Source organism: Chthonomonas calidirosea T49, from assembly GCF_000427095.1.
Classification (GTDB): domain Bacteria; phylum Armatimonadota; class Chthonomonadetes; order Chthonomonadales; family Chthonomonadaceae; genus Chthonomonas; species Chthonomonas calidirosea.
This window is the reverse complement of sequence record NC_021487.1, coordinates 2,708,370-2,734,875: the sequence shown is the minus strand read 5'-3', so window position 1 is coordinate 2,734,875 and position 26,506 is coordinate 2,708,370. Positions and strand designations below refer to the sequence as shown.

At 54.5% G+C, this 26,506-nt stretch carries 26 protein-coding genes and 2 tRNA genes; 10 read left to right on the top strand and 18 right to left on the bottom strand.

Features of this window, described 5'->3' with window-relative positions; translation table 11 throughout:
• Nucleotides 1-124: 124 nt before the first annotated feature.
• Nucleotides 125-1,480, top strand: coding sequence for a C1 family peptidase (locus CCALI_RS11430; RefSeq protein ID WP_016483641.1), 1,356 nt, complete (start codon nt 125-127; stop codon nt 1,478-1,480).
• 66 nt (nt 1,481-1,546) lie between these two features.
• Here the strand turns inward: CCALI_RS11430 and CCALI_RS11425 are convergent, their stop codons facing one another.
• From CCALI_RS11425 to CCALI_RS11410, 4 genes are all read right to left on the bottom strand, one after another.
• Nucleotides 1,547-3,010 (bottom strand): carboxypeptidase-like regulatory domain-containing protein, encoded by a 1,464-nt coding sequence (locus CCALI_RS11425; protein ID WP_016483640.1) that lies wholly within the window; start codon nt 3,008-3,010, stop codon nt 1,547-1,549.
• A gap of 153 nt (nt 3,011-3,163) precedes the next feature.
• Nucleotides 3,164-3,244 (bottom strand) — tRNA-Leu (locus CCALI_RS11420).
• Between the two features lie 78 nt (nt 3,245-3,322).
• Nucleotides 3,323-5,314, bottom strand: a complete 1,992-nt coding sequence (locus CCALI_RS11415; RefSeq protein ID WP_016483639.1) for a beta-galactosidase — start codon at nt 5,312-5,314, stop codon at nt 3,323-3,325.
• A complete protein-coding gene (locus CCALI_RS11410; protein WP_016483638.1) occupies nt 5,314-6,645 on the bottom strand; it encodes a DUF1015 domain-containing protein in 1,332 nt (443 codons plus the stop codon). Before CCALI_RS11410 ends, CCALI_RS11415 begins: the two co-directional genes overlap by 1 nt.
• A gap of 257 nt (nt 6,646-6,902) precedes the next feature.
• On the opposite strand from CCALI_RS11410, the gene CCALI_RS11405 reads away from it, so the two are divergent.
• Both CCALI_RS11405 and CCALI_RS11400 read left to right on the top strand, forming a co-directional pair.
• Nucleotides 6,903-7,478 (top strand): DUF1858 domain-containing protein, encoded by a 576-nt coding sequence (locus CCALI_RS11405; RefSeq protein WP_016483637.1) that lies wholly within the window; start codon nt 6,903-6,905, stop codon nt 7,476-7,478.
• 2 nt (nt 7,479-7,480) lie between these two features.
• Nucleotides 7,481-7,957 carry a DUF4149 domain-containing protein gene (locus CCALI_RS11400; protein ID WP_016483636.1) on the top strand — a complete coding sequence of 159 codons (477 nt, stop codon included), beginning with the start codon at nt 7,481-7,483 and terminating at the stop codon, nt 7,955-7,957.
• Between the two features lie 119 nt (nt 7,958-8,076).
• On the opposite strand, the gene CCALI_RS11395 is transcribed toward CCALI_RS11400, so the two are convergent.
• Nucleotides 8,077-8,571, bottom strand: coding sequence for a MarR family winged helix-turn-helix transcriptional regulator (locus CCALI_RS11395; protein ID WP_016483635.1), 495 nt, complete (start codon nt 8,569-8,571; stop codon nt 8,077-8,079).
• A gap of 190 nt (nt 8,572-8,761) precedes the next feature.
• Between CCALI_RS11395 and CCALI_RS11390 the strand changes: the two genes are divergently transcribed.
• Nucleotides 8,762-10,648, top strand: a complete 1,887-nt coding sequence (locus CCALI_RS11390) for a chloride channel protein (RefSeq protein ID WP_016483634.1) — start codon at nt 8,762-8,764, stop codon at nt 10,646-10,648.
• 81 nt (nt 10,649-10,729) lie between these two features.
• On the opposite strand, the gene CCALI_RS15380 is transcribed toward CCALI_RS11390, so the two are convergent.
• The 7 genes from CCALI_RS15380 to CCALI_RS11355 form a co-directional block, all read right to left on the bottom strand.
• Nucleotides 10,730-11,665, bottom strand: coding sequence for a DUF1559 family PulG-like putative transporter (locus CCALI_RS15380; protein ID WP_016483633.1), 936 nt, complete (start codon nt 11,663-11,665; stop codon nt 10,730-10,732).
• A gap of 409 nt (nt 11,666-12,074) precedes the next feature.
• Nucleotides 12,075-12,938, bottom strand: a complete 864-nt coding sequence (locus tag CCALI_RS15375) for a thioredoxin fold domain-containing protein (protein ID WP_016483632.1) — start codon at nt 12,936-12,938, stop codon at nt 12,075-12,077.
• Nucleotides 12,939-12,973: 35 nt separating this feature from the next.
• A complete protein-coding gene (locus CCALI_RS11375; RefSeq protein WP_016483631.1) occupies nt 12,974-13,723 on the bottom strand; it encodes a 3-keto-disaccharide hydrolase in 750 nt (249 codons plus the stop codon).
• Nucleotides 13,720-15,531 (bottom strand): alpha amylase family protein, encoded by a 1,812-nt coding sequence (locus tag CCALI_RS11370; RefSeq protein WP_016483630.1) that lies wholly within the window; start codon nt 15,529-15,531, stop codon nt 13,720-13,722. The genes CCALI_RS11375 and CCALI_RS11370 overlap by 4 nt, the downstream gene beginning before the upstream one ends.
• Complete coding sequence (locus tag CCALI_RS11365) at nt 15,528-15,938, bottom strand: hypothetical protein (protein WP_016483629.1); 411 nt, start codon at nt 15,936-15,938, stop codon at nt 15,528-15,530. Before CCALI_RS11365 ends, CCALI_RS11370 begins: the two co-directional genes overlap by 4 nt.
• 17 nt (nt 15,939-15,955) lie before the next feature.
• Nucleotides 15,956-16,804, bottom strand: coding sequence for a phytanoyl-CoA dioxygenase family protein (locus CCALI_RS11360; protein WP_016483628.1), 849 nt, complete (start codon nt 16,802-16,804; stop codon nt 15,956-15,958).
• Between the two features lie 101 nt (nt 16,805-16,905).
• Nucleotides 16,906-16,978, bottom strand: a tRNA-Pro gene (locus CCALI_RS11355).
• A 229-nt stretch (nt 16,979-17,207) separates the two neighbouring features.
• Between CCALI_RS11355 and CCALI_RS11350 the strand changes: the two genes are divergently transcribed.
• Nucleotides 17,208-18,758: a PDZ domain-containing protein gene (locus CCALI_RS11350; RefSeq protein ID WP_016483627.1), complete on the top strand. Its 1,551-nt coding sequence runs from the start codon at nt 17,208-17,210 to the stop codon at nt 18,756-18,758.
• A gap of 97 nt (nt 18,759-18,855) precedes the next feature.
• The gene (locus CCALI_RS11345; protein WP_016483626.1) at nt 18,856-19,056 is read left to right on the top strand and encodes a hypothetical protein; all 201 of its coding nucleotides are present in this window, start codon (nt 18,856-18,858) and stop codon (nt 19,054-19,056) included.
• A gap of 164 nt (nt 19,057-19,220) precedes the next feature.
• Here CCALI_RS11345 and CCALI_RS11340 read toward each other — a convergent pair whose 3' ends face one another.
• The 3 genes from CCALI_RS11340 to CCALI_RS11330 all read right to left on the bottom strand — a co-directional run bounded on the left by CCALI_RS11340 (nt 19,221) and on the right by CCALI_RS11330 (nt 21,199).
• Nucleotides 19,221-20,198: a UTP--glucose-1-phosphate uridylyltransferase gene (locus CCALI_RS11340; protein ID WP_016483625.1), complete on the bottom strand. Its 978-nt coding sequence runs from the start codon at nt 20,196-20,198 to the stop codon at nt 19,221-19,223.
• Nucleotides 20,199-20,291: 93 nt separating this feature from the next.
• On the bottom strand, nt 20,292-20,609 hold the full coding sequence (locus tag CCALI_RS11335) for an anti-sigma factor family protein (RefSeq protein ID WP_016483624.1): 318 nt from the start codon (nt 20,607-20,609) through the stop codon (nt 20,292-20,294).
• 2 nt (nt 20,610-20,611) lie between these two features.
• Entirely contained in the window at nt 20,612-21,199 is a 588-nt protein-coding gene (locus CCALI_RS11330) for an RNA polymerase sigma factor (protein ID WP_016483623.1), read from the bottom strand.
• Nucleotides 21,200-21,856: 657 nt separating this feature from the next.
• On the opposite strand from CCALI_RS11330, the gene CCALI_RS11325 reads away from it, so the two are divergent.
• The 4 genes from CCALI_RS11325 to CCALI_RS11310 are packed head-to-tail and all read left to right on the top strand — an operon-like array spanning nt 21,857 to nt 24,301.
• Complete coding sequence (locus CCALI_RS11325; protein WP_075163117.1) at nt 21,857-22,369, top strand: HEAT repeat domain-containing protein; 513 nt, start codon at nt 21,857-21,859, stop codon at nt 22,367-22,369.
• Nucleotides 22,366-22,998 carry a type II secretion system protein gene (locus tag CCALI_RS11320; protein ID WP_016483621.1) on the top strand — a complete coding sequence of 211 codons (633 nt, stop codon included), beginning with the start codon at nt 22,366-22,368 and terminating at the stop codon, nt 22,996-22,998. Before CCALI_RS11325 ends, CCALI_RS11320 begins: the two co-directional genes overlap by 4 nt.
• Nucleotides 22,999-23,020: 22 nt before the next feature.
• Nucleotides 23,021-23,668 carry a DsbA family protein gene (locus tag CCALI_RS11315; RefSeq protein WP_172636652.1) on the top strand — a complete coding sequence of 216 codons (648 nt, stop codon included), beginning with the start codon at nt 23,021-23,023 and terminating at the stop codon, nt 23,666-23,668.
• Nucleotides 23,669-23,713: 45 nt separating this feature from the next.
• Nucleotides 23,714-24,301 (top strand): sigma-70 family RNA polymerase sigma factor, encoded by a 588-nt coding sequence (locus CCALI_RS11310; RefSeq protein ID WP_016483619.1) that lies wholly within the window; start codon nt 23,714-23,716, stop codon nt 24,299-24,301.
• A 223-nt stretch (nt 24,302-24,524) separates the two neighbouring features.
• On the opposite strand, the gene ruvA is transcribed toward CCALI_RS11310, so the two are convergent.
• From ruvA to CCALI_RS16205, 3 genes are all read right to left on the bottom strand, one after another.
• A complete protein-coding gene (ruvA, locus tag CCALI_RS11305; RefSeq protein WP_016483618.1) occupies nt 24,525-25,151 on the bottom strand; it encodes a Holliday junction branch migration protein RuvA in 627 nt (208 codons plus the stop codon).
• A gap of 4 nt (nt 25,152-25,155) precedes the next feature.
• Nucleotides 25,156-26,034 (bottom strand): ATP phosphoribosyltransferase, encoded by an 879-nt coding sequence (hisG, locus tag CCALI_RS11300; protein WP_016483617.1) that lies wholly within the window; start codon nt 26,032-26,034, stop codon nt 25,156-25,158.
• 236 nt (nt 26,035-26,270) lie between these two features.
• Nucleotides 26,271-26,495: a double zinc ribbon domain-containing protein gene (locus CCALI_RS16205; RefSeq protein WP_155850545.1), complete on the bottom strand. Its 225-nt coding sequence runs from the start codon at nt 26,493-26,495 to the stop codon at nt 26,271-26,273.
• Nucleotides 26,496-26,506: the final 11 nt, after the last annotated feature.

Here is a 26,506-nt window from a genome sequence, read left to right as displayed (position 1 = left end):
ATGCAGCCCTCAAAATGCGACAGGCCGGAGGTTCCTAACCCACTCATAGAGGAACTCCGAAACCAAATGTCGAAAGAAGAGTCTTGTCTTGTAGTTAAGTAAAACCTAATCTGCGAGGAAACAGATGGCAAAAAAAGCGACTTCGAATAAAGGCCCTCTCTGCCCAGAACACCTGGAACAGATGCGCCGTGACTTTCAAGCTAACCCTATCTTTCGAATGGCAATGAACGCGGTCTGCAAAACCCCAATCAACCAGGTGGCCTTAAATCGCCATGTGGTTACCCGCACCAACCACACCTTTTCGCATATGGTGAAAACAGGCGCGGCCACGAGCCAAGAAAGAAGCGGACGCTGCTGGCTCTTTGCCGCGCTGAACACCCTGCGGATGACCGCAGCGGAACAGATGAACCTTGAGGACTTCGAGTTTTCTCAAAACCACCTCATGTTCTGGGATAAGCTGGAAAAGGCCAACTATTTCTTAGAAAATATTCTCAAAACGCTTGATGAACCTACCGATGGCCGCCTTATTAACTGGCTTCTACAATCGCCTATCCAAGATGGCGGACAGTGGGATATGTTTGTCAACCTTGTGCACAAGTACGGGCTCGTCCCCAAAAGCATCATGCCCGAAACGGAGAGCAGCAGTAATACACCTAGCATGAACCATTACATCACCGCCAAGCTGCGCGAAGATGCTGCCGAGCTACGTAAAGCCCATAGCAAGGGCGCTAAAGAGGCCAAACTGCGTGAGCGCAAAGCCGAGATGATGAACGAAGTCTACCGTATGCTTTGCATCCACCTCGGCGAACCCCCTCAAGAATTTCTTTGGCAATGGCGTGACAAAGATAAAGTCTTTCATCGTGACGGGGTCATTACCCCCCACGAGTTCATGCAGCGTCATGTGCCCGTAGATCTCGAAGAGCGAGTCTGTCTGATCCATTGCCCTATTCTAGATTACAACAAGCTTTACACAATTGAGTATCTGGGCAATGTGGTAGAAGGCCACATTGTACGCTATCTCAACGTAGAGCTTCCCGTTATGAAAAAAGCCGCCATCTCCATGATAAAGGATGGCAAACCGGTTTGGTTCGGATGCGACGTAGGGAAACACTTCGATCGCGACTTGGGGCTTATGGACTTAGAGCTGCACGATCTGGAGAGCCTCTATGGGGTCTCCTTTGGCATGGATAAGGCTACCCGCCTGAACTACGGCCATAGCCAGATGACACACGCCATGGTGTTTACTGGCGTAGACCTCGACGAGGAGGAGCGTCCGCGTAAGTGGCGTGTGGAGAACAGTTGGGGCGATAAAGGCGGCGATAAGGGCTTCATGGTGATGACCGATCCTTGGTTTGATGAATACACCTACGAGGTGGTAGTAGAAAAGTCGTATGTCGAGCCGAAAATTCTTAAAGCTCTCGATACGAAGCCCATTCCTCTGCCTCCCTGGCATCCGATGGGGTCACTGGCTTGCGCCTAACAGTGCCCACTCCTGCGTTACGGGCAGCCGCATTGGCTGCCCGTAACTTTTACTCTACTCAGATCCTTAGAAGAGCGTCGCTGTCCACGTGCCGGAACCGTTGAATACATTCCCCGACACCAAACCGCTACAGCTCCAACTCCCTTGTAGCGAGGGTTGCCCTAACGCTGCACTGGCGGAGATAGTGGCCGAGGCACTCGCACCGCTCGCCAACGGAAATACGGGCGCCAGAGACAGCGTGTTGTTTGAGCCAAGACTACCGAAGGCAAGCACCACCTTTTGATTATGAGGCAACGTGGTATCGGTGTTGTCGTGGGCATACAAAAGTAACTCCTTGTTAGGAAAGAGGAAAAGGAACCACGAGCCAGAAGGCCCCGATGAACTGCCAGTAGCCTGGGCGGTAAATGTGCCCACGTAGGCGGCGCCCGGAGTCCCCGTGAGAGTGTTCGTGTTGTCTTGAGAGCCACTTTGGCTACCGGTCGAGCTTCCAGAACCGGCTGGCGGTGGAGGCGGTGTGCTGCCACCACCCGAATCGCTCTGCGCCGAGGCGTGAGTCGCTTCCCAATGGCCATCCAACTGCCCGTTCGCGGAAGCCCAATGCCCGTGCATCTCTTCCCCGTCCACAGCACCGTTCACGGTGTAAGAGGCATCAGTTGTCGTGGCTGTAAAGGATCCGTCCGACTGGAGCGTCGCAGAAAAGCTATCCGCATCGGAGACATGCCCTCCACTATCGGCCAACACAAGGACGCCCTGCACGGTAGAGTGAGTCGTATCTACCACGAGGTCTACGAGAGCATGAACCGCTTTCCCCTCGTTCTCCTCATCGGAGGCCGCCTGCGACGGAGGTTGCCCCACATAAGCTCCGCCGATCACCGCTTGTGCCTCCTCTTGCTCGACCTGTTCGGCCACATTTTCTTGGTCGGTAAGTTGTTTGGTAAGGTCAATATTGGGTCCGTGCCCCGCCTGCTCTTGCGCAAGCACCTGCTGCACAAACTGGCTTACCAACGTGCCGAGATTGGCCGTATTGGAGGCCAGATTCGCTTTGAGCTGTTGCAGCAAGTAGCCCACTGCCAATGTCGTGTTTTCGTCGGCATCGGCCACAGCAGGGCCATTCGATGAGGAGGCATTTGTGGAAGCATAGGTAGCCACCGTTATGGTCGTGGGAGTGCCCGTGCTGGTAACGGTTTTGCTGGCCTGCACCACGAAATTATGCCCCGCGGGCAGGTTCTGGAACTGGTAGTTTCCGTTGGAATCGGTTGTCGTGGTGGCAACCGGAGGCCCGCTAAGCGCATTGGCGCCTCCTTGGGTAATATCGTAGAGGCTGACATTGGCGCCGGGCAGCGGCACATTCGTGGACGTCGCTCGGAAACTAACGCCGCGCGTTGGGGTTCCGGATGGCACGGTCACCGTTCCGGTAAGACTGGTGGTGCTCCGCGTCCCTAAAGAGCCTCCTCCACCGCCACACCCTGTTAAAGCCACACCAAAACCAGCGGCAGCGAAACCTAAAAGCAGGTAACGACCAACTTTCATCGTCTGTATCTCCTGGATCAAAGTGAAAATGCCCGTCCGAAGGGCTTTTGGGGATAGGTTGTTAACTCGATTATCGGATGTTCAAACAGAAAAGAACATAGTAGAAAAACGAGAAGTCTAACCCGTTTGTGACATTCATAAAGCAAAAAAGAATGCCCGGGGCGGGATTCGAACCCGCAAGCCTTGCGGCAGGGGTTTTTAAGACCCCCGTGTATACCATTCCACCACCCGGGCCTAGAGGCGAATTCGCCCTATCTGCGTGCCGCACGCAGACAGTTTAAGTATAGCACTCAAAAGCAGAAGGTTTCAAACCTATCGTACCTCAAAAAGGTGTACGGCATACGGCGCTAGGTGAATGCTCTCATCGAAACGCACTCCGGAGATAAGGTCGGTGAGCGGAGGCCGCAGAGGAGTGCGCATCGGCAACGTGTGCGAACGACGTGTGTGGTTGATCACAAAGTAGAGGGTTCGGCTGTTATCTGGCGCCACGCGCTTTGCTACTTCTACTCCTTCCGGCACATCGTGATAACTGGTCTGCAGATGAGCCCTGGAGACGAGCCAATCTGTGAGGGCTTTTTGTAACGTCTCCTCCAACCAAGCCCCCACATACAGCACGCCTCCCCCGCTTTCATGCGGATGCCACGTCAGCGCCGGGCGGCCGTCTAACCAACCGTTCGAGACACCATAGTGACCCAAAATCTCCGTCCGGTCGCTCAATGGGCGCAGGCGCTCCGCCCAAATACGTCCCTGCCCCTCCAGCACGTCGCCCAATGCAACCTTCACCGGCACCTCCTCGTCCAATGCATAGTACTCCTCCACCTCAACGCCGGCGATCTCCCGCAACGGCCCCGGCTGTAGATAAGGATAAAGGCGGTTATGAATATCTCTCTGCCCACAGCGCGGCGTCAACACCAACAAGCCTCCCCGTGCCACGTACGTCACCAAGTTCTGAACCACCTCTTCCGATAGCACCATGAGCGCCGGTGCGATCACAACCCGATAGCCAGCTAGCTCCGCCTCAGGACGAAGAACATCCGCTCCGATCTGCCGAGAAGCTAGGGGACGATACCACTGATAAAGATAGTTCACCGGGTCGAAATCGCGATGATGACGTTGAAAATTCACCGCCCACCGCGCATCGTAGGAGTGAAGAATGGCTACTTCGTTGCGTACCTCTGTATTTCGGAGTACGTCGGACACTTTGGCAAAATCGGCACCGATCTCCTTGGCCTCCTCATAGAAGGGGCGCGGCTTGCCATCGGCCCCGATCAGGCAGCCATGCAGCTGCTCTTGGCCCCCAGGAGCTGCGCGCCACTGCCAATAAAGCAACGCGTCGGCACCGTGCGCCACCGCATGGAAAGCCATTACCCTCGCCTCTCCGCGATACAGCACGTTATTAACGCTAGCCCAGTTCACGCTGCCTGGCTGAGTCTCCATCACCCAAAAGTTGCGACGCTTTAGCCCTCGCGTTAGGTCGTGCAAAGCTCCTGTTGTGAGATAATCGTGATGTCCAGTGCCGATATACCAGTCCCACGAGACCATATCGAGGTCCTCGGCCAAAAGGTAGTGGTCAAAATCCTCATACCACCCCATGTAATTGGAGGTAATCCACTGTTCGGGTCGTGCATAAGCACGGATCGTATCCACCTGCACCTTCTGAAAGCGTCGCCATGTGTGGGTTACAAAGCGTCGAAAATCCAGCATCAACCCTGGATTGTGGGGGCCTATTGGAAGAGGAATCTCCTCCCAGTTGTCGTAGGACTGACTCCAGTAAGCGGTAGCCCATGCCTCATTCAACGCCTCTAAAGAGCCGTAACGCTCCTTGAGAAAGGCATGAAACTGGCGTCGCGCCTCCTCGGAATAGTCGGCATGGCCGTACTCATTGTCTATCTGCCATCCGATCACTCGTTCATCTTTACCGAAACGCCTGGCCATCTGCTCTACAATCAGCCGACTGTACTTAACAAACACCGGACTGTTCGGAGAGCCATGGCAGCGGTTGCCGTGCTGCATGGGGCGCCCATTGGGCAAGATAGTTAGCGTCTCAGGATACCGATGGGTAAGCCAAGCGGGTGGGGCCGCAGTGGGGGTACCCAACACAACGGCGATGCCGTTGCGATGCAGCAAGTCCACCGCACGTTCCAGCCAATCTAGCCGATAGTGCCCCTCAATGGGCTCCATGGTAGACCAGGCGAACTCCGCAATGCGGCAAACGTTCATACCCAGATCGCGCATCAAGCGAACATCCTCTGGCCAGCGCTCTTCCGGCCAATGCTCTGGATACCAGGCATTTCCAAAATACATTACTCTCTCTCCTCAAGGGGGAACGATCTTAAGATCAACCCGCTATAAAGCTTGGGATAAAAGTAGGTGGATTTTTGGGGCATTTTGTCGCCGGCGGCTGCCACATCGCGTATCTCTTGTACCCGTGGAGGGCGAAGCAAGCACGCTAGCTGAAAAGCACCCGACTGCACGAGCTGCACCGCCTCCTCCTCATTGCGCGTATAGGCAACATCCTCCGTGTGCGCCAAGTCGTGCCACGATATACCTAACGTGCAATCAAGCACCAGCACCTGAAGCAGACTTACATCTAAACGCCGCCAGGCCTCGCTATGTCTTTCTGGGAGAATGCTTTCCGGCAAAACCTCCTCACGCGGCCGTAAACCATACGCCTTGCTCGGCAACACCACCACGAATCTACGCTCTGTCTCCGCTCCCGCGTTTAACCAGTCCCTCGCCGCTGCTAGCTCCATCGGAAACACATGAAAATGTCGCTCCAAAAGTAGCCCCAACGATTCAAGCCGCTCCGAGGCGATGTTTCTCACCAATCGGTGTGTGGGCAGCACCACCAACCCCAAATCTTCAAAAGCGGTTAGGCCCATAAGAATAAAATCGTGCGGCCTTGGCGGCGTAGAGGGCCCACCCTGCTCTCGTTGATAGTTCAAAGCCGTCTCATAGCGATGATGGCCATCTGCAATCCAGACGCGCTTTTGATGGAACTGCACCTGAAACGACTCCAAGAGATCGGGGGCGGCGCAGGCATACACAATATGCTCCTCACGGATGTCGGGGTTAATAGGGCTGGGCAAAGCTGCTGTTAACAAGGGAGAAGTCGTCTGCAAAGCCTGCCGCAAAAGGGCACTTATCGCACCATCCGCATCCTCATAAAGCCCATAAATTGGCTCAGGATTGGCCTTCGTAGCCCGCATTAACCGAAGCCGATCCTCCTTGGCCTTCGTGTGAGTCTCTTCATGAGGCAGCACCACGCCGTTTTCGTAAGGCTCAAGCTTGAGCGCAACTAGCAACGCCCAGCGTTCACACACTCGTCCAGATTGGAGAGGATGAGGAAATCGCTGAAGATAGGCGTAGAGGCATGGCTGTGCGTCTTGTACAAGCACCCCGGCCCGTAGGGCATCTTCTAAAAAAGCGGCCGCTCGTGTATAGCGATTAAACTCTTCGTTGTCCCCAACCTCCTCCCTATTGAGAATGAGTCGGACGATGTTATAGGGATGTTTACGATAGAGGTCTTCTTGATCCTCCGCAGAGAGCACATCATAAGGCGGCGAGATGACATCCGCAAGGTTGACCCGCTGCGGATCGTAGTGTATCCCACGAAAAGGTTGAACGACGGCCAAGAAGGTTCGGCTCCTTTTTACTGAAAGATTCTTCTCCATATTTTAGCCGATCCAGTCCCCATCTGAGGACTTTTGAGGGTTAAAGCTTCGAACCAGGTTCGGTTTCTACCTGCTGCTTCTCAGAACATCCGCTCCCCTACAATATCGCCCTCTGTCTACCACTTTCGCTCCTATCGCAACACAAAGAGCCGTCACCAATAATGGATAAAAATATCCAAATGTGAGGTATAATCTTTTTGAGAAAGGAGGAAAGGCAAATGCGAGTGCCTCCCGATATGAAAATTAAGAAAGTGCTCGAACTCTACGAGGGCATGCTCGATGTTGTCGTAGAGCTTAGCCCCGAGTTTAAACGACTTCGGAATCCTGTGCTTCGGAAAGCGATGACGAACCGCATCACCGTGGAGCAGGCCGCTCGCATAGCTGGCGTGCCGTTGGCGAGAATGCTCTATACGCTTAACGTTGCTGCCGGTGAAGATCCCCAGTGGATTATAGAGGAGCTCAAAACCCTCCCCTACGCGGCCCATGAGGTTCAACCAGTGAACCCTTCGCATAAGCCGCAAGAGTTGGCTGAGCTAGCTGATAGTGACCCACGTATTCAATTTCTTGATCTCATGCCCTTCGATGAGCGCCAGGAAGACCCCCTGCCCACCATTCTAAAACAGCTTGTGGCATTGAAGGATAAGCAACAGATTCTGCTGATACGCCATCCGTTTGATCCGATCCCCTTGCGCGACCTCGCCCTCAAGTTTGGCTTCTCAAGTTGGGCAGAAGAGAGAGCGCCGCATGAATGGTTTACCTACTTCTATCGTCCAGCACAAAGCAAGGAGAAATAGTGATGATTTGGAGCTTACTGTTCGTGCGTCAACTGGCCTTAACCCTTTGGCTTGGAGGCCTAGTCGTTATTGACTTCGTGGAAACACCCATTCGCTTTCGGGTACCGGAGGTTAACCGAAACCAAGTCGTTGCGATTGGAAGACGTGTCTTTGCCGCCCTTAACAAACTGGAGGTGATCGCTGGAGCCATCTTGTTGCTTAGCGACGCCCTTCTGCTTCCCCATTTTCGTGCGGGCGTACGTCCTCTAGAGCAAAGTGCAATGGAAACGGTAGCCGCCATGTGGCTGGCCGCCTCAGTGCAACTAGTGTGGGTAAGACCGCGCATGTCGGCGCTAACACGCGGCCTAGACCTCGTTAACCGCGACCCAGCCGATCCGAGGTTCGCCAAAATAGGCCGCCTCCATAAGGTCTACTCGGGTCTTGATCTGCTAAAAATGCTGCTAGGCCTTCTTACGCTCGCCTTATGGGTTCATCCCTAAGCGAATCATAGGTTTCAACGCAGCGATTCGGGAAACGACCGTACACCTATAGGCAGCGGCTTTGCTCTGGCGCGACAGACATATCTGCCTTCGATGGGGCGCAGAGACCTACGCCCCTACTAAAGTTGGCGGTCTTCGCGCGCGCATTTTAGGAAATTCTCGTCTGAGGAATGAGGTTCTTGGCTTTTTTGAAGGTGGCGTAAGAGCTGCTCCAGATGAGACGCAATCGCAAGGAGCTCGCGCTTGTGGGCGGCGGTAAGTTGCTCGAGAATATCGGCACCTTGGCGCGTCAGCCGTATATAGCTCTTTCGTCGGTCATCTTCGGCCGCAGTCCTCTCTACAAGCCCCATCCGCTGTAAACGATTGACCAGCCCCACAGCGCTCTGATGGTGAATCTGCAACCTTTCAGCCAGCTCGCCGTTGGTTACATAGTCACGGCCTGGGTAGCCCTTTATAGCGAGTAAGGCCTGATGCTGACGTGGCGTCAACCCCTTTGACTCGGCAGCTTGCTCGCTGAACTTCAAAAAACGACGCAGCGCATACCGGAAAGAGGCGAGCGTCTCGTAGTCCTCTTTCTCAAGGGCTTCAAAAAGGCGATCTGAATGCTGATTCATCTTCCTTCTCATTCCCCATGCGACTATCTTCTTTCATTACGTCCGCCTATAATGCGTTATCAGCAGACCATTCTAGTCCAAAAACCCGATCAGGCCACTCCACAGCTTCCACACCCTATTATGTCGTATTAAGACATAATAGGGTATAATATTGAAAAGCACAAACCACACAAAAACGACAGAGGGTAAGATGCAGGATCGATCAGCTAGTAATGGCTTGGCGCCGATAACTCCTGATGCCGACAGGACGCATACGCCTCAAAAACGCGGTTTTCGACTCTGGACGATCACGGCACTCGCCGTCATTATCGGCGTGTTAGCAGCCTTTGTTGCCTACCTTCTCTACGATCTGATCTCTCTGCTCACCAATGTCGTTTTCTATCATAAAGTGGCCTTCACGTTGCCCAACATCACCTCTAACCCTTTGGGACCGTGGCTTGTTCTCGTTCCTGCTATCGGCGGGCTTATCGTAGGGCTGATGGCCAAGTACGGCACGCCCAAGATCAAAGGACACGGTATCCCTGAAGCAATGGAGGCTGTCGTCACCAGCCACAGTAAGGTTGAGGCGCAAGTGGCCATCTTGAAGCCCCTCTCAGCAGCCATCGCCATTGGAACCGGAGGCCCCTTCGGCGCCGAAGGGCCGATCATTCAAACCGGCGGGGCCGTAGGCTCGTTGGTAGGGCAGCTGATAGACACGACCCCCGCTGAACGCAAGGTTTTGCTTGCCTGCGGGGCTGCTGCTGGTATGGCGGCCATCTTCAGTACCCCCATTGCGGCGGTCATCCTTGCTATTGAGCTGCTACTTTTTGAGTTTAAACCGCGTTCCTTCATTCCCGTCACGGTTGCTAGCGCTATCGCCACTATTGTGCGCTATCAACTGCTAGGCACTGGGCTGCTCTTCAAAGTCGGGCCTATCCACTTCAACATTTTTCACGATCTTCCCTTCTACATTCTTCTCGGCCCTATCTGCGGGCTTGCCGCCATCGGCTATACGCGGGCTCTCTACTGGTTTGAAGACCTCTTCGACCACCTGCGTGTAGACGATGTTTGGAAACCGGCCATTGGTGGGCTTATCTTAGGAGTCATCGGCCTATTCGCCCCTCGCGTTTTGGGGGTAGGCTACGGGAACATAACCGCCATTCTTAACAACCAACTTCCCGTCGCTGTCCTCCTTACCATTCTTATCTTCAAGAGCCTGGCACTGCTTATCTCTCTAGGCTCGGAGACCTCTGGGGGTCTTCTTGCCCCGATGCTGATGTCGGGCGGGGCGTTAGGTGCGCTCTACGCTATAGGAATGAACCATCTCTGCCCTGCGGCCTCCCTTTCTCCTGGCGCCTTTGCGGTGGCGAGCATGGCGGCCATCTTCGGCGCGGCCTCCCGCTCCACCTTCGCCTTTATTCTGTTTGGCTTCGAGATCACCCGCAACTACGGCTCACTCCTTCCCCTCATGATCGTCAGCGCCATCGCCGATGGAGTCGTTCTTCTCTTCCTACGTGAGACCACCATCATGACCGAGAAGCTGGCGCGACGTGGTCTAACCATCCCCCAAGAGTACGAGGCCGACGTGCTGCAACAGGTAAAGGTTGACGAGGTGATGGATCGGACTCCAGGCGTAGTACCCGCTAAGAAAAAGCTTGCGGAACTTGCCAAAGAGATAGGCACCTTGACCGATCCTCAGCTGCATAAGCATCGTGCCCTTCTTGTTGTGGACGCAGAGGGAAAGTTGGCGGGGATAGTGACTCGTGGCGACATTCTGCGCGCTTTAGAGCAACACCCAGACGATGAAAACCTCACCGTCCTCGATGTCTGCAGCAGAAACCTCGTTGTGACCTATGAGGACGAGACCGTCTACGAAGCCATGGAGAAGATGCTTCTCCACGATATCGGTCGCCTTCCGGTGGTCAAACGGAAAGACCCGCAGCAGCTTGTGGGCTATCTTGGCCGCGCGGAGGTGTTAAAGGCGCGTTTCCTTAGGTTTCAGGAAGAGCAGCAGATTCAGCCCGGCTGGTGGAGAGCGTATCGTGGATCACGCAGCGGCCCTCCACTAAAAAGCGGCGCCCGTCCTCCTTCCGCTTAACAGCTTCCTTCCCTGCCATGGAGGAAGAGGGGGCACGTCTCCAACGTGCCCCCTCGATTTTCGTTTAAAGCCAGCTAAGGACTACTGGCAGGCCGGGTGCGGGCCATCGGCATCGGTTGTCCACAGACAGACATCACCGATAAGCTCCTTATAGGGGATAGCCTTGGCATGACCGTCCACAAACTGCACGTTCATTATGCCGTTGTGGCGCGAGGGGCCGTCGTTAAGGGCCTTCTGCACGCCTGCGGCACCGCCGTAAGGTCCGGCCTCGCCGCCTGTCCAGCTCCAACGCGCATTACCGATGTTCTTCCAGTAGTGCCCGTAGAAGGCTCCCTGTCCGGTCACATAGTTGCACTCGTTTCCGTTGGCCTTATTTGCCTGCCAAAGCCCAGACTCGTTACAGACATCGGGCACAGCGCCGTAGTAAGAAGCATCCACGACAAGCACCGTAGAGGCCACACGCGGGACAGCAGCATCCGCCACCACGGCAACGGCCCCACCATAAAGCGTCGCATAGTTGCCGGCAGGGCTCATCCAGGCGTCGTTGTGCCCATAGCTGTCCTGCCCTCCATATCCCACGCCACCACAACCGACCGCCGTGTTGTTAGCGGAGCCACCGCATTGTGCGCCATCCGTGTTCCACTTCACGAAGGCATTGGGCGCGGAGGGACACTTCCAAAGGTCGTAGTTTTTGGCATAGGGGTAAAGCAGGCTGATCCAGAAGGTTTTGTTGCGGGCGGCACCGCTAATGGTGGCGTTGCCCACAGGGTCCTGAAGGAACGGGTTGCTATCCGGCCCCGAGTTCCACCGGTGCGGATAGAAAAACTCATCATAGTCTTGAACGTACATGCCGGTCGCTAAACCGATCTGCTTGAGGTTGGACAAGCAGGAGATGGCGCGCGCTTTTTCACGCGCCTGCGCAAACACGGGGAAAAGAATCGCTGCCAGTATCGCTATTATCGCGATAACAACAAGCAACTCAATGAGCGTAAAACCGCTTCGAGTGTGACGCTTCATAGAATCGATCTCCTTTGAGACGAAATTTTTTGATCTGTATGCCAGGCTGGGCATCCGTTAGCTATGAGGAGCCTTCAAATCTGTGCGTTGTCATCCTTACTCCTCGAACGCCATTATGCCAAAGCCATGTTAAGAGGGGATTAAGCGAGTGTTAAGAGAAGATTAAAATTTGATGAACTTTGTTTTAAGTGAAAACATGGCAAGGTAGTGTTAGAGGGAGAATAGATTGTCTTAGAAAGAGGGTCTCCTATTTGGCGTAGGAGTCATGAACGCAAAAAAGTCCTTCCAAAGGGCCCCTGGAGGACAAAACCTAAGGGGGCATGCACGACTAATGACCAACGCCCATTAAGGCCGAAGGGAGTCTTTTTAGGAAATCTTACGATTCGCTATGGCAGGCGCGGACGCCTTTTTAATGGGTTTGTAACTGAGCGGCCTGAATTTGAGATAGCATCTGCTGAGCCGCTTGATGCATCTGCGCGGAGCAGCCTCGAATAGCCAAAACCGCCTTAAGCTGAGTAGTGGCAGGGGTGAGTTGGTTCTGAGCGGCATAAAGCATCGCAAGATACATGTGAGCTTCAGCCTGCATATCGGGGATACGAGTTTTTTGAGCCGCCTCTTTAAAATCGGCAGCGGCGCGGCTGACGTTGCCCGCATGAATGTAGGCCGATCCACCCAGAAGCAGTGCCTCCGCCAACAGATTTTTCGATCCGCTAGGGTCTACGCGCCGAATCCTGGCGATCAGCGGTTCCACGGCGCTAAGCCGCCCGGCCTCTACATAGATATGTAACAGCCGAAGGGCCGCTGCTCCATCGTTGGGATGAGAGCGCACATAGCTCTCCAAACCAGGGAGCTGCCGATACTCTGCAACGATATGATCCACATCCGCAGCAAAGTTCGGAGCCGGTTCATACCCTCCAATGCGCCCAACAACTTGGCCTTGACCATCTAGAAAAAGCACCGTTGGATAACCTGTCACCTCATAACGCTCGGCAGCCGCACGTCCCTCTTTGGTGGTCTCAGCATTCAACTTCACCGGGATCACCTGCCGAGCAGCCTGCACCACAACCGATTGGGGGTAGACATCGCTATCGAGGCGTTTGCACCAATAGCACCAGTCCGTATAGATATCTAGCATCACTAACCTGTGTTCGCTGCGCGCTTTTATCAATGCGCTCTTAAGGGAGTGCGACCAGGCGATGCCGGCTCCCCAAGCTCTCTGATAACTGAGACACAAACCTAAAAGCGCGATTCCAAAATACAGACGACGCAACATCTTTTTTATATCTCCTAGGCGAGCGTTTCGCTCCCTTATTTGTCCGCCTTTTTAGGCGGGTTCGGCAGGGCATTTTTTAGGGGCACGATCCATATGTCCCGAAAACTCACTGGGCAGCCATGGTCTTGCAGCATAATGGGCCCGGTGGCTACCATAGGCCCGGGCAGGCTTGCGGTGGTAGGGCCTTGTATCTCCACGTTATCGTGCACCTTAACCCCATTCCATATTACGGTGATTCGTGGCTTTTCGATGAGGTTACCATTGGCGTCGAAACGAGGAGCCCGAAAAATAATGTCGTACGACTGCCACTGTCCCGGTGGCAGCGCCGCATTCTCATCGGGGTCGCGCTGGCCGTAGATGGCACCACATCCTCCCGCAAAGTAGGTAGGATTGTTCACCGAATCGAGAATTTGTACCTCATAGAGGCCATGATTATAGACACCGCTATTGCCCCGTGCCTGGCCATGTGCGTCCGGCATATAGGGAATCCGAAACTCCACATGCAGGCGATAGTCGCCGAACTTCTGCTTGGTGATGATGTTGCCCGTTCCAGGCTTCACGGTGAGTACGCCATCGCTTAAATCCCATTTCACTGGACTGCCATCTAGCTGAGTCCAAGCATCCGTGTTCTTTCCATCGAACAACACAATGGCGTTGCGAGGCGGCGGCACAGGGCGTGTTGGGCCGTGCGGGGGAATAAACTTCTTGGTCGGTGTTTCCTGAGCCTTTAGTGCAGGACCGCTCAGCACGAACAGAGCGACAAACAAAAGAACGAAACGTTTCATTGGCGAACCTCTCCTCCATTGGGTGGTGGCAGTGCACCACGGGCACTGCGAATGGCTGTCAGTATATCAGGTAATCGTTCGGGAGGCAGGGCGTCGGCAGGATAGGCCTCTTCCAGATAAGGCCACCAGTTGAACTGGTCAATATAGGACAGATCGAAGATCATCCATCCCTCACCTTGGCGCGCAGCCGCTTGAAGGGCGCGAATCATCTCTTCAGGATGCCCCTCATAGTCTGGAACATAGATTCCCGGATAGAGCAGAGTGCCGTTCGCCAATGCCAGGCGAGAGATGCGTGCCGCCCCTTCCACGGTGAGGTCTCTGCTCTTCCCTTGGCGTATAGCCTCTTCCTCGGTAGCAATCGGATAGTAACATCCTGTAGAAACCCACGTGAACAGCTCGGCATAGCCCGTATCAGGGTAGCCATCGGGGAACCAGCTATAGTGCAGAGGCGTCCAAGGGCTGCCCCAGTTGACCCCCACAGGGTAGTAGGCCGGGTACCAAGAGCCAACATAGGTTCCCACCGGCAACCCCGGTTTAACCGCATGCACCGTTCTCACCACATCGGCAGCGAAATCGCGTATCGTCTGCGCACGAAACCGAATCCATTGCGAATAGAGGGGACCGGGGATAATGGGGTCACCCGGATGGGGAGAGAACCGATAGATATCTTCCGGCCAATGGGCTACCGGATGTCCGATGTACTGTTCGAAAGCACGGCGGGTAATGTCGCTGAAATCGTTGTAGAAATCGGCGTAGCGGCATCTATCGAGCACAAACCCATCTATATCGTAGCGGCTCGCGATATCGCGCACCATCGCCAGCTCATAACGACGAACGTCCGGATTCAGCGGGTTCACAAAGCAGGCCACCTTTTCATTGGCTGCCTGGGCGATCGGCACCAGGGGCGTTTGAAGGTCGAAACGTACGATGGCGCCCGGCGTAAGGTGCATCCCTATCCACTGCTGATCGGAGGCCCTGGTCGCCGAGATAAGATAGCCCTCGTCGGGCGCACTTAACGGATTATCTCCTAAAAGAGCACTATCTACAAAACCGGTCACGCGGTCGTCTTTATCAATCACCAGATTGAGCTGTTGGCCAACCGCTGTGTTCGAGGACGCATTCGATGAGCGGTTCAGATCGCTGCCGGTGGTCTCTAATCCCACCATGGCCTCTGCTTCCTGCGATAGCACCATCGTATCTTGAGGAAGCACCTTGGCGCGATTGGAGGCGGAAGGCTCGCCCTCGACATAGATCGGGAGACGGCTTCCGTCCGGTGCGATAAGGCCCCGGTCCACCGTGTAGGTCACCGACTGCCAATCGGGGTGCGCATACGCCGGCCCTACCTGGTAGTACTTATGCCCCTCACTAAGAATATTAATATCGGCATCCACCTGCAGCCCCGCTTTGTGGCCGGCCTGTACAAATGCCGCAAGGATGTCAAAATTGGGGAGCGGATGTCCTTGCCACACCTGCATTCGAGGCGCCACACGGCTATCGTAAAGCGTGAGACCAGCCAACGGTTTCACATCTACAACAAGGGTGTTGATATGCGCCGCTTTACAATGGGCCACAATGGCTTCCACGCCGGCCTGCGTTGTGGAGTAGTCCACAACCTCCGGGTGGCCGTTCACCATCAGGGTGCGCGTGATATTAGCGGTTCCATCTACCCACAACATGCGTTCTTGAGCGCCGATGGCGCCCACAATGCGACGTGCGATATCGGGTATCTCCTGAGCAGAGGCTGGCTTAACGCAGAGCAAAAAGGAGCCTATCAGCACGCAATAGCAGCGTTGTATCCTGAACCTCATGGCGCTTTCTTGGTGGTTTCAGAGGGAGTTTTGGGGGTCTCACCCCACATCACCTTACGGCGCGGCAGAATGCAGACGACCGCAATACCGGTGAGATAGAGATAGTAGCAGACGATTCCCAGAGTGGGTGGCATAAAACATAGCCCACCTAAAATCGGTGGAAACCCCTTCGCACGAACCAGCGTGATGGCGCCGACGCCGGTAATAAAGGCCCCAATAAACGATAAGAAGAGGGGAAGAAGAGAGAGCTGCCAAAAGGGAACCACCGAGACCTCTGGACGCGGGCCTGTCGGATTGAGCAGAGCTTGATGCGTGCCGCTCGATAAAAACAGTCCCACCACCAGCTCAATCAGGATACCCACAGCGAACCCGATGGTTCCCCAAAAACGATAGATGTCCTGTTGCAAAATCCCCTCCGCGCTTCTTAGGATACGCCGGCAGTCGTCTGCCGCTTCGCACTCCAAATAAGAGGGTTTTGGCGGTCGTTGTTCAACAGGTCGCCCACTTTCAGCGAAGCGAAATAATCCGGTGGAAGCACATTACGCTGCCCGTTGAACCGACAACCATCCGGCATGTAGGCACAGGTCATCGCGCGACGCGGGCGCGGGGTCATGTTAGGTCCAGCAGCGTGGGCTGTAAGCCCATTATGGAATACAGCGCTCCCCGCTGGACAGGCCGCCGGCACGGCCTCGATCTGTTTCCATTCAGGGTATATCTTGAACAGATCCCCCATGTTATGCCCGATCCCTACGTTCTTCTCAGTGGCCAACTTGTGTGTCCCGGGCAGATACCACAAGCAACCGTTGGCAAGAGTGGCGTCGTCCAGCGCAACCCATAGGGAAATGGCATCGCGTGAGAAGAACGACCAGTAGGGAACGTCCAGGTGCCAGGCAGTAGGGTTGCCATAGGGAGGTTTAATGAGCGCCTGATCGTGCCAAATGCGAATGCCATCCACCCCGGCCAAAGTGCCCGCTATTTTGCCGAGACGCTCATCCAGCATTAACTTGGCCATGCCCTCATGAGTATCCGCTAACCGCACGCACTGCACAAAAACCTGGGCATAGTAGGCATCAGGGTCGGCTTGGTTGACCAGCGTCTCCGGTCTATCCGCGCTAAAGCCGGCCCTACCGGCCGCCTCCAAGCGTTGCGCCACAGCCTCTTCCGTGACCTCTCGCCATAGTTGAAGCTCGTCGGCATCCAAAAAATTCTCGATCACCAGAAAACCGTTCTCTCGATAGAAGGCGATCTGCTCATCTGTCAGTTCGATCCGCATTCGGGAACCTCCCACAGTTCGAGTCTCCTCTAAAATTCTACTCCAAATTTAGCCCAAAAAACATAAGCTGGGCACTTCCTTAGTGGAAGTGCCCAGTTTTATCGGGGTGACTGGACTCGAACCAGCGACCACACGCCCCCCAGACGTGTACTCTACCAACTGAGCTACACCCCGATTTTCAGCGGAACGGCGCTCTGCCGCGATCTATTTTACTCCAACGGCCTAGCCCTTGTAAAGAGACGGAAACATGCAAGCCGTCAATACTCGTATGGACTTGTAGCAATGCGGCCGCCTTGCTATCGCAACAGTTACACAAAAATTGGTGAAACTTTTCCTTGCTCCATTTGTCCTACAAACTAAGGAGCGAGGCGACCCAAAACCTTTTGTTGAGGTGAGAATACATATGCTCCAATACCGAAAACCGTCTAGCGTTCTGTGGTTTCCTGTGGTGCTTTTGGCTGCAGGTGCCGTGGCTTTGGGTTTTCATGCAAAACCCGCCCAAACGGCAGATAACGACGCACAAACCGGCCCCGCTCCGGTACAGCCCTCCGCATCAACGCTTAGCCTACAAGAGGATCTAGTACGCGTAGCCCAAAAGCTGAGACCCTCTGTGGTGATGATTAAGAGCGTCCATACCTTGAGGAATATCTCCATTAATGGCAACCCGTTTGTTGTGCCCCAAATTCCTCAATTTCAATTTCCACCCAACGGAGGGCCTTTCCCAAACATTCAAATTCAGCCTGTCCCTAACGTTCCTTCGTTTCCTCAGCGGGCCACAGCCGCCGGCTCCGGGGTCATCGTGCGTAGCGATGGCTATGTCATCACCAACGACCACGTGGTGGCCGGCGCCGATAAGGTGACGGTTCAGTTGATGGACGGACGCACCTTTGTGGGGAAGGTCTATCGCGATCCACGCAGCGACCTTGCCTTAATCAAAATCAATGCGGATAATCTGCCCGCTGTGCAGTTCGCTAACTCCGACGACGTGAAGGTGGGCGAGATCGCCCTAGCCTTTGGAAGCCCCTTTGAGCTCAGCGACACCATGACGATGGGGATCGTCTCCTCGCTGCATCGGCACTTTGAGGTCAGTGAGGGAACCAATGGCTACTACTATCCAGACCTCATTCAGACCGATGCCAGCATCAACCCTGGCAACTCCGGCGGCCCCCTCGTGGATATCTATGGGCGCGTCATCGGGATCAACACGGCCATTGAAAGTCAGACAGGCGGAAACGTTGGTATAGGCTTCGCCATCCCCTCCAACACCGTGCGCTATGTGATGGACCAGTTGATCTCCAAAGGCCGCGTCGTACGGGGCTACCTCGGCGTGGTGCCCTCAACCCTCAACTACGATCAGTCGCAAATGCTTGGGGTTAAACAGGGAGCCTTCATCCAGATGGTGGAGGACGGCAGCCCCGCTGCAAAGGCAGGAATACAGGCTGGCGATGTGGTCATCCGATTTAACAATCAGCCCGTCACCGACGAGGCCAGCTTCCGTGACCTCGTGGCCCGAACGGCGCCAGGTACAACCGTTCCCGTAGAGGTCTACCGAAATGGACATGACCTCACATTGAATGTCACCGTGGGCGAGGCGCCTTCCGATCAAACCGAGCAACCGCAACAGCAGCAAGAGATGAGAAAGGCGCGTGGACGCATGGGCATCGAGATCGGCGATGTAACAGACCCCGATCTCCGCAAGAAGTTCCAGCTGAACGACGAGGTGAAAAGCGGTGTCTTGGTGGTGAATGTCTACCCGAATAGCCCCGCCGCTGACGCTGGCATTCAACAGGGAGATGTGATCATCGCCATCAATGGAAAGCCCGTTAAAGATGCGCAAGCTCTCTCTGATGCGCTCGCTGCGGAACCCTCTGGTGCCACGGTGCGGGTAACGGTGCGACGGTTCTCTTCCAACGGACCAGGCGAGACGTTGGTGCTCTTCGTCACCCTGTACTAACGCCGAACCGAACGCACCATGAAAACGGATTCTTGAAGTGGGGGCTACCCCACTTCAAGAACATTCTCCAAAAACAGTAAAAGGTAAGGATACAAAGATGGCACAGACGATTACCGACACTCAAGAGTCAAAAGACAACATTCGAGTGCCGGACTGGCTCTATAGCTTCTCGGATGAGCAGTTCGTTTTCTGGTGCAACCAATATAAGCTTCAGGTGTGTGAAGAGGTGCGCCCCTTCTCGCGCGAGGAGCGCGCCGCCATCTATCGCTATATGGTGCGCCAACACCTTATCGAATAACCGCTGCTCACCTTTGGGAGAAGAACCCGCACAAAAGCGTGCGGGTTTTTCTTTTGGGCGCTGGCAGGAAACCGCGGATGAATCTGCCTGCCTGCACGCCCAAACCGTGGGAGGGAAGGGAAGCGGAGGGTGAGGCGTGCAGGCAAGTGGTGCCGTCCCCCTTTCTAGTCCTGCCGGAACGGTTCGGGAACCTGCTTTTGGGGCACCGCCAAAGCGCGCACTAGAGCCGCCAACATCTGCTCTTTGTAAACGGAGTTGAGGGCAAGCGCCGCCTGTGTCTGTGCATACCCAAACGGTATGCCGATATCGTGCCGATCGCCTACCGCCTCAAAAGCGATGACCCGCTCGCCGGCTGCCCGTGCCCGCTCCTGCGCGCTTGTTAGCTGGAACTCACCTTTCTCTCGAAGGTCGTTATCAATGGCATATTTTAGGCTCTCGAAAATGGCTGGCGTAAAAATATGCATACCAAAGAAACAGAGATACATCCCATGCAGGAGGCCCGCTTGCCGTAGATGCTTTTCGGCATACTCGATGGTGGGCTTTTCATAGATAGCGTGCACCTCGTAGACAGGAGGCTGTTCCGCTATGCGCTCCCCGCAGACGGTGCCGAACAGGTGAAGCAACTCCGATGGGGTCTGCTGCACGGCGGAGACGGAACAGCCATATCGGTCATAGATATCCATAATTTGGCGGGCGCATCGCTTTTGCTCCCCAGTGGTGTAGATGTGGTCGCCCAGCATCAACAAAAACGGCTCATCCCCCACCCACTCATGCGTGAGGTAGACCGCATGCCCAAAGCCCTCTGGGCTTTCTTGCACGACAAAGGTCAGTCGAGCCGCGATCTGCTGTAATCGCGCCGATTGCAGCAAAGCCCAATCCTTTCCTTTAAAAAGGCGTATCTCCTCGTTGGTCAAAGGCCGGAAATGCTGTTTTATCTGCGGGTAGTTTGTCGGATTAACGACCAAGCAAACCTCCTCGATGCCACTTTCCAGTGCCTCCTCGATGATGATCTGTATGGCCGGTTTGCAGATGCCATCGCGATCCATAAGCGGCAGCATCTCTTTCTGAATGGTGTTGGTAGCCGGATACATACGGGTGCCGCGTCCGGCTGCGGTAATGACCGCCTTTCGAACTTTGCTCATAGAAACCTTTTGGGAAAGCGCGTTTCGTTGGCTTTGAACTAACGTTTGGTTTATCTTTCGAAAACGCGCTTTCGCAGAAACCTCCTTTCGTCGTTAATGGCTTGATTTGTTGGTTGTATCGTCTTGGAGAAAAGGGAGCAGACGCTGTGTCGGCGAGGGCGGCTCTGTTTTTGGAAACAGCGACTCAAAATGGGCCTGCAACCGCGCTTGTGCGCGCTCCAAATAGGCTGGTGAAGGCTCGGCTTTAGGAACCGCTTGCCACACCATCGTCCGTGCCACCTCCAACGCCTTCAACCGATGCGCACATCGGCCACAGCGCAACAGATGCCGCTCCAAACGCTGTTTGGCCTCATCCGGCAAAACGCCGTCTACGGCCAGGTCAATAAACGTTTCCACATCGTCACATCGCATTTTTAGCCTTTATCTTCCTCCAACATCGCCGTGAGCGTCCGGCAGAGGGAGCGTCGCGCCCGATAGAGCAGGGATTTCGTCGCCTCCACAGAACGCCCCAACATCACGGCGGCCTCTCGCGCATCCCACTCCTCCACGTCGCAGAGCATCAGCACCGTTCGCTGGTCTTCAGGCAGCTGCTCTAGCGCCTGACGCACCAGCAAAACGTCTTCCACCTGCCGATAGGGCTGACGGCAATCCTCCTGAGCCTCCATGTCCTGAGCCTCTAACAACAGCAGACGCGGTTGGCGCAGGCGATCTCTACATAGATTACGAACGATGCCGAACAGCCAAGCCCGAAACGGGGCCTCCCCTCGAAACGAAAACGCGCGTTCAAACGCCCGTAGAAACGCCTCCGAGGTCACCTCCTCTGCATCCTCGCGGTTGCGCAGCAGATGATAGGCATACGCGTAGACCTGGTGCACGTACATCTCAAAAAGGGTATCGAGGGCCTCTCGGCTGCCAGACTGCAGGCGCAGCACCAGACGCTGTTCGAAAAGGCTCCCCGGCCCCCTATCTTCATCATCTCGCGGTGCCCCAAGTTCCTCCATCTGTTACGACGCTCCCTGCGAAGCAAAAGTGTCGTCAACCCTTTGCATCTCTTCCATTATATCCCCTTTTGGGCACTGCGGACGCGGCTCTTTGTTCGTTCGACCTACTCCAAGTCTCCGCCACGCCTCTCTCGTTGAGCGTTCATTTTTCGTTTTTAGTTTTCAGTTTCAGGGAGCTAAAATTCAAAAATTTTTTTGGCCGTCTGTCTAAAAACAGCCCCGTCAAACGTTTATAATATAGTTTATCGCCCTATAGGGGGTAAACTACAAGCAATGTGCTGAATAGCGTTAGTTTCAAGAAGGTATAAAAATGCTTCTGCGCCATCTGCTTGCGGCGTTTCTAACCGCTTTGGTTCTAACCCTCGGCTGCCTCGGGGCACCCACATGGGCTGTGCAGACGCCTAACACTTCAATCCGTCCCTGTCCGGATTGCTACNNCAACANACACTGCGCTACTGATCCAGACTGTCTGGACTGTTGTCATACATACTGCAGTTCCAGTGGGCTAGAGGAGGATCACTGTGCAGCTTGCTGCCCGGTTTCTGCCAACTAGCCCCCTATGCCTTAAAGTTACACCGTGGTAAAATTCAGAAGGGTCTGGAGGGTTATTGTCACCATCAGAATAACCCTCCTCCCATCCAAGTGGACGAAAAAAATATGAGTCGCAAGAAACTCTTTGCTATTGGCATCGGGATCGCCCTAGGTGTGCTTGTGGGCGTGATCCTCTTTTGGCCTTACTACCACACCCATTGGAGCCCTGAAGCTAGGTTGGCTCGAGCCACCGGCATGGACCCAACCGTCTATGTTAGGGCTCGTGATATTGATATGAAAGCTCGTCATACACACTCTTTATCATCCGCCGACATGGCTCAGATAAAGACGTTTCTTAACTATGAAGCCTCTAATAGACCCTCTATTATTCGCATGCGAGCTATTGACGCGCTTACACAATTAAGACACACTCCCTACGCAGTAGAGGCGCAGAGGCTGATTCAAACCAAACTCTCCGATCCAGACCCGTATGTACGGATTTTCGCCTTGCGTCATCTTAATGCGATGAACCCTCAACTAGGTGCTCAGGAGGCAGAACGCCTTCTCTTCGATCCGAATGAAGACGTTCGCTCAGAGGCTTCCCTCATTCTTAAATACGATAAAGGAGTACAGCCATGAAAAGAGCGGGGTTTACCCTCATTGAGTTGCTCGTCGTCATCGCCATTCTCTCGATTTTGGCAGCACTGCTCCTGCCGGTTTTTGCTCGTGCCCGTAAAGCAGCGCTTACCTCACAGTGCCTCTCCAATCTCCATCAACAAGGGGTTGCCATCGCCCTCTACCAACACGACTATGATGGCTACTATCCTTATGCCATCGACAATTTTACAAGACAATTTGCGCTGACTGCACCTCCAGACCAGCTGGACTCTCCTTATATTCCTTATCTTCTCAAAATGGGGGACTATGTCGCTCTGCTCTATCCTTACCTAAAAAGCCATGAAGTATTTCATTGCCCCGCAGAGTACCATTTGCCGGGCACAGGCCCTATTTGGCAGATGTATCGCGTCTACGGCTGCAGCTATGAGTACTATGGACAGTGGCCTGCACTTTTTCATCAAACGGAGCAGTACTATCATGACCCCGCAGAGGCCATCATAGTCTCCGACATACAACCGTGGCACGGTAGTTATGGAATTCCTCCCTCCCTCTATATACGTTCCAACGTTCTCTTTGCCGACTTTCATGTAAAAACAGTTTCCGACGATTACCTCTACACACATATTCCTCTATACGCGTTCTTACCATGAGCCGAGAGAGGGATACATGCAAATGATATTCGTGCGCAATAGAGACGTGTTGTTGGTTGGCTTACTTGCGTTTATCTCTCTGTCGGCACTAAGCTTCACGATCCACAAAATCGTGGAGGATGCTCGGCGTATCTCGCCGCCTCCTACCCCCATTGCCATTGCCCCAACGCTTGTTATTGGGGCACATCCAGAATTTTTTGGCGATCCCCACGCTCCCTTTACTCTTGTTGAATTTGGCGATTATCAATGCCCTCCCTGTTACTATGCCGCAACTCGTATCCCGTCTCTCATACAACACAGCAAAGGCCGACTAAGGTTCGTCTTTCGAAACTTCCCTATCGAATCCATTCATCCTCTTGCTATGCAAGCGGCCGTGGTAGCCGAAGTTGCCAAAAGACACGGTAAATTTTTGCTTTTTCATGATGCAATCTATGCCAATCAAATTTCGCTCTCATCTGCTTGGCTTAACACCCTTCTGCAGTCACTACACCTCTCTAAAATCCAGCTTCAACAGGACGAGTCCTACGCACGTCGGGCTATTGCAGAGGATGTTGCTATCGCCAAACGGTGCGGCCTTACAGGAACCCCATTTTTTCTACTCATCACACCACAAAACAGGGTTTACCGCCTCACTAATATCGAGCAAGTAAGGAATTTCGTGCCATTATAAATGCAAAATCTGTCCACGTCACTCAAAACGAAGAGCAAGATAGCTATGAACAATGATGGTGAACGAGATTTTTCTAAGCTCTATCAAGAGGTCTGTCGCAAGCTGCGCGCCCACGCACCAAACCAAGAGGAACTTCTGGAAGCTGTTCAGGAAGCTTGGACACGCTGCTATGAGCATCATAAACAGGATCTACCCGACCACGAACTTGTCGCCTGGCTGTTGAAAACGGGAAAAAACTATCTTATTGACACACAACGCACCAAGAGACATCAACGTAGCATCCAAGAACAGTTAGCCTACATTCTCGATAGAGATATCACCCTCGACAAAGACTTCGACCACACAGATCAGACGGTCTGCATCCTTCAACTCGCCCAAACGCTTCCTCCAGTAGAGCGCCAAATTATCCTCCTCGTCCTATCGGGCAACGACCTCAAAACCATCGCTGAGATACTTGAACTCCAATATCCCACAGTGGCGAAGCGCTACGAGAGGGCATGCCAACACATTCGGGCACGCTATCAAGAAGCATGTCGCAGCGTAGATGGCGCCTCTCCGCTTCAAGATGAGGCCAACTACTCTCCAAGCGAAGAGGATACGACTACCAACGTAGAGAACGACAATGCCTCCTAGCAAGTGCGTTATTCTGCCCATGAAACAAGCACAAGCAGATGTATTTGAGAGAGACCTCTGTTTGGATCACTCGGCGATTGAACCTCGGTAGCTCGGTGCACCTGCTCCCAATCAAGTTCTGTGCGGTGGATTTGCTGGTGGCGTGCCATGGTCTACAACCCGGGCCAGCTAGCACCGGCTTACACCCCATGCAGCCAAACGACCCTGTAAAGGAAAGCTGTGCCTACTGCCTTCGTGAAGTAAGCAGCTTCAGGCCCGCTTGAAGCAGCGCAGCGGCGTCGGTTCGATCGGGCAGATCGGGAAAGACGCGCTCAATGGCTCGCCGAGCATCCGCACGGCTATAGCCCAAAGCCACCAGCCCCTCGATGGCATCTTCCCAGGCCGCGTTTTCTAAGGCCGTTCTCTGAGCGGTGCCGGTGGCCTGTTCTATACGTTGCTCGAAAGCGAGCACCGAAACCTTATCTCCCAGCTCTAGGCTAAGCCGCTGCGCCAGTTTCGGCCCCACACCGGGCACTTGGGTAAGCCGTTTGATATCGCCTGTGGCCAGGGCACGAGCCAGTTCTCCCTCATCTAGCGCCGAAAGCAAGGCCAAAGCGGCCTTAGGTCCCACGCCGCTTACGCCCAGCAACAGCCGAAATATCTGCAGCTCCGTGATGCGCGAAAAGCCGTACAGCGACAGCTCATCTTCCCTTACCACCAGGTGCGTTAGCAGCGTAACATCGCCTTCGCACGCGCTTAGGCTGGCAAGCAGCGGAGTCGGCACATGCACCAGATAGCCCACCCCAGCGACGTCCAGCACCACCGCACCAGCATCCGCCCGTACCACCCGCCCACGAAGCTGCGCGATCATGGTTTCAGTAGATCACCTTATTTAATGGGTACTCCACAATGCCCTCAGCGCCCGCCCGTTTTAGCCGCGGCAAGAGATCTCTTACCGTGTTCTCCGCCACGATGATCTCGATGGCCACCCAGTTCGGATCGGCCAAAGGAGAAACCGTCGGGTTGCGCAGGGCGGGCAGCAGAGAGGTGATGCTTTCGAGATCGGCTTTGGGCACGTTCATCTTTAGCCCCACAAGCTGCTCCGCGTTAAGCGCGCCCTGCAACAACATGGCGATGTTTTCGACTTTGGCGCGCTTCCACTCGTCTTTCCATGCAGCGCGATTCACAATAAGGCGAGTTGTGGAGACCAACAAAACGTCCACAATCTTGAGATCATGGGCGCGCAGGCTGCTTCCCGTCTCCGTGTTCACGACGATGGCGTCGGCCAGCTCCGGCACCTTTACCTCACAAGCGCCCCATGAAAACTCCACCTGCGCGTGCACTCCATGCCTTTGCAGATAGCGCTCGGTTAATCGCACATATTCGGTAGCAATGCGCTTGCCTTCCAGATCGTGCACCGAGTTGATGCCCGAATCGTTCTTGGCCGCCAACACCACGCGAATGGGGTTGAGCGTGGCTTTGGAGTAGACAAACTCCGCCACCTCCTCCACATCAGCCCCATTGTCCTCTATCCAGTCCTTGCCCGTAAGGCCTGCATCAAGAATGCCCTGCTCCACATAGCGAGGTATCTCCTGGGGGCGTATTAACAGCGGCTCTAGCTCCGGATCATCCACCGTAGGGTGGTACGATCGCCCGCTGCTCATGCGAAACTCATAACCGGCCTTTTTGAAGAAGGCAAAGGTGGATTCTTGTAGACTTCCTTTAGGTATCCCAATACGTAACTTTCTTTCCACGTCTCTCGTCCTCGATGAATTAGGGAGTTATCGTAGTATACCTTACCCTGCAAAAGCCTCTCAGGCCGTTTCCGCAAAACAACAGCCGCCCCGTTCGCACGTCCCAGCGTGAATGTTTTGGGAGGCCCTCTGAAAATCGGCAAGATAGCCTCCTTTTCCAACCGAACAGGAAGTCAGCTTAGGTCAGAGAGCCCTTCTTAAACGGCCTGGTCTCCTGGCCGCTTTCGACACCCAAGCTACAGATAGTCGTGATCCGGCAAAAACACGTGGCCACAGCGCCAGCAGCGTTCGGCATCGGCGGCGCTGATGGTTTTACAACGCGGACACAGGTGAAGCTTTATGGGGAAATGGCCGCATTGGGGGCAGCGCCGCGTGTCCCCATAAACCAGCGCTCCACAATGCTCGCATGCGCTCGCCTCCTCCGACCTCTGTTTGGGGACGTGCCTCTTTTGTGAAAACATCGTTTCTACCC

Coding starts and splice junctions, on each gene's coding strand:
- CCALI_RS11430 (WP_016483641.1), top strand. CDS start 125: ATGGCAAAAAAAGCGACTTCGAATAAAGGCCCTCTCTGCCCAGAACAC.
- CCALI_RS11425 (WP_016483640.1), bottom strand. CDS start 3,010: ATGAAAGTTGGTCGTTACCTGCTTTTAGGTTTCGCTGCCGCTGGTTTT.
- CCALI_RS11415 (WP_016483639.1), bottom strand. CDS start 5,314: ATGTATTTTGGAAATGCCTGGTATCCAGAGCATTGGCCGGAAGAGCGC.
- CCALI_RS11405 (WP_016483637.1), top strand. CDS start 6,903: ATGCGAGTGCCTCCCGATATGAAAATTAAGAAAGTGCTCGAACTCTAC.
- CCALI_RS11400 (WP_016483636.1), top strand. CDS start 7,481: ATGATTTGGAGCTTACTGTTCGTGCGTCAACTGGCCTTAACCCTTTGG.
- CCALI_RS11395 (WP_016483635.1), bottom strand. CDS start 8,571: ATGAATCAGCATTCAGATCGCCTTTTTGAAGCCCTTGAGAAAGAGGAC.
- CCALI_RS11390 (WP_016483634.1), top strand. CDS start 8,762: ATGCAGGATCGATCAGCTAGTAATGGCTTGGCGCCGATAACTCCTGAT.
- CCALI_RS15380 (WP_016483633.1), bottom strand. CDS start 11,665: ATGAAGCGTCACACTCGAAGCGGTTTTACGCTCATTGAGTTGCTTGTT.
- CCALI_RS15375 (WP_016483632.1), bottom strand. CDS start 12,938: ATGTTGCGTCGTCTGTATTTTGGAATCGCGCTTTTAGGTTTGTGTCTC.
- CCALI_RS11375 (WP_016483631.1), bottom strand. CDS start 13,723: ATGAAACGTTTCGTTCTTTTGTTTGTCGCTCTGTTCGTGCTGAGCGGT.
- CCALI_RS11370 (WP_016483630.1), bottom strand. CDS start 15,531: ATGAGGTTCAGGATACAACGCTGCTATTGCGTGCTGATAGGCTCCTTT.
- CCALI_RS11360 (WP_016483628.1), bottom strand. CDS start 16,804: ATGCGGATCGAACTGACAGATGAGCAGATCGCCTTCTATCGAGAGAAC.
- CCALI_RS11350 (WP_016483627.1), top strand. CDS start 17,208: ATGCTCCAATACCGAAAACCGTCTAGCGTTCTGTGGTTTCCTGTGGTG.
- CCALI_RS11345 (WP_016483626.1), top strand. CDS start 18,856: ATGGCACAGACGATTACCGACACTCAAGAGTCAAAAGACAACATTCGA.
- CCALI_RS11340 (WP_016483625.1), bottom strand. CDS start 20,198: ATGAGCAAAGTTCGAAAGGCGGTCATTACCGCAGCCGGACGCGGCACC.
- CCALI_RS11335 (WP_016483624.1), bottom strand. CDS start 20,609: ATGCGATGTGACGATGTGGAAACGTTTATTGACCTGGCCGTAGACGGC.
- CCALI_RS11330 (WP_016483623.1), bottom strand. CDS start 21,199: ATGGAGGAACTTGGGGCACCGCGAGATGATGAAGATAGGGGGCCGGGG.
- CCALI_RS11325 (WP_075163117.1), top strand. CDS start 21,857: ATGAGTCGCAAGAAACTCTTTGCTATTGGCATCGGGATCGCCCTAGGT.
- CCALI_RS11320 (WP_016483621.1), top strand. CDS start 22,366: ATGAAAAGAGCGGGGTTTACCCTCATTGAGTTGCTCGTCGTCATCGCC.
- CCALI_RS11315 (WP_172636652.1), top strand. CDS start 23,021: ATGATATTCGTGCGCAATAGAGACGTGTTGTTGGTTGGCTTACTTGCG.
- CCALI_RS11310 (WP_016483619.1), top strand. CDS start 23,714: ATGAACAATGATGGTGAACGAGATTTTTCTAAGCTCTATCAAGAGGTC.
- ruvA (WP_016483618.1), bottom strand. CDS start 25,151: ATGATCGCGCAGCTTCGTGGGCGGGTGGTACGGGCGGATGCTGGTGCG.
- CCALI_RS16205 (WP_155850545.1), bottom strand. CDS start 26,495: ATGTTTTCACAAAAGAGGCACGTCCCCAAACAGAGGTCGGAGGAGGCG.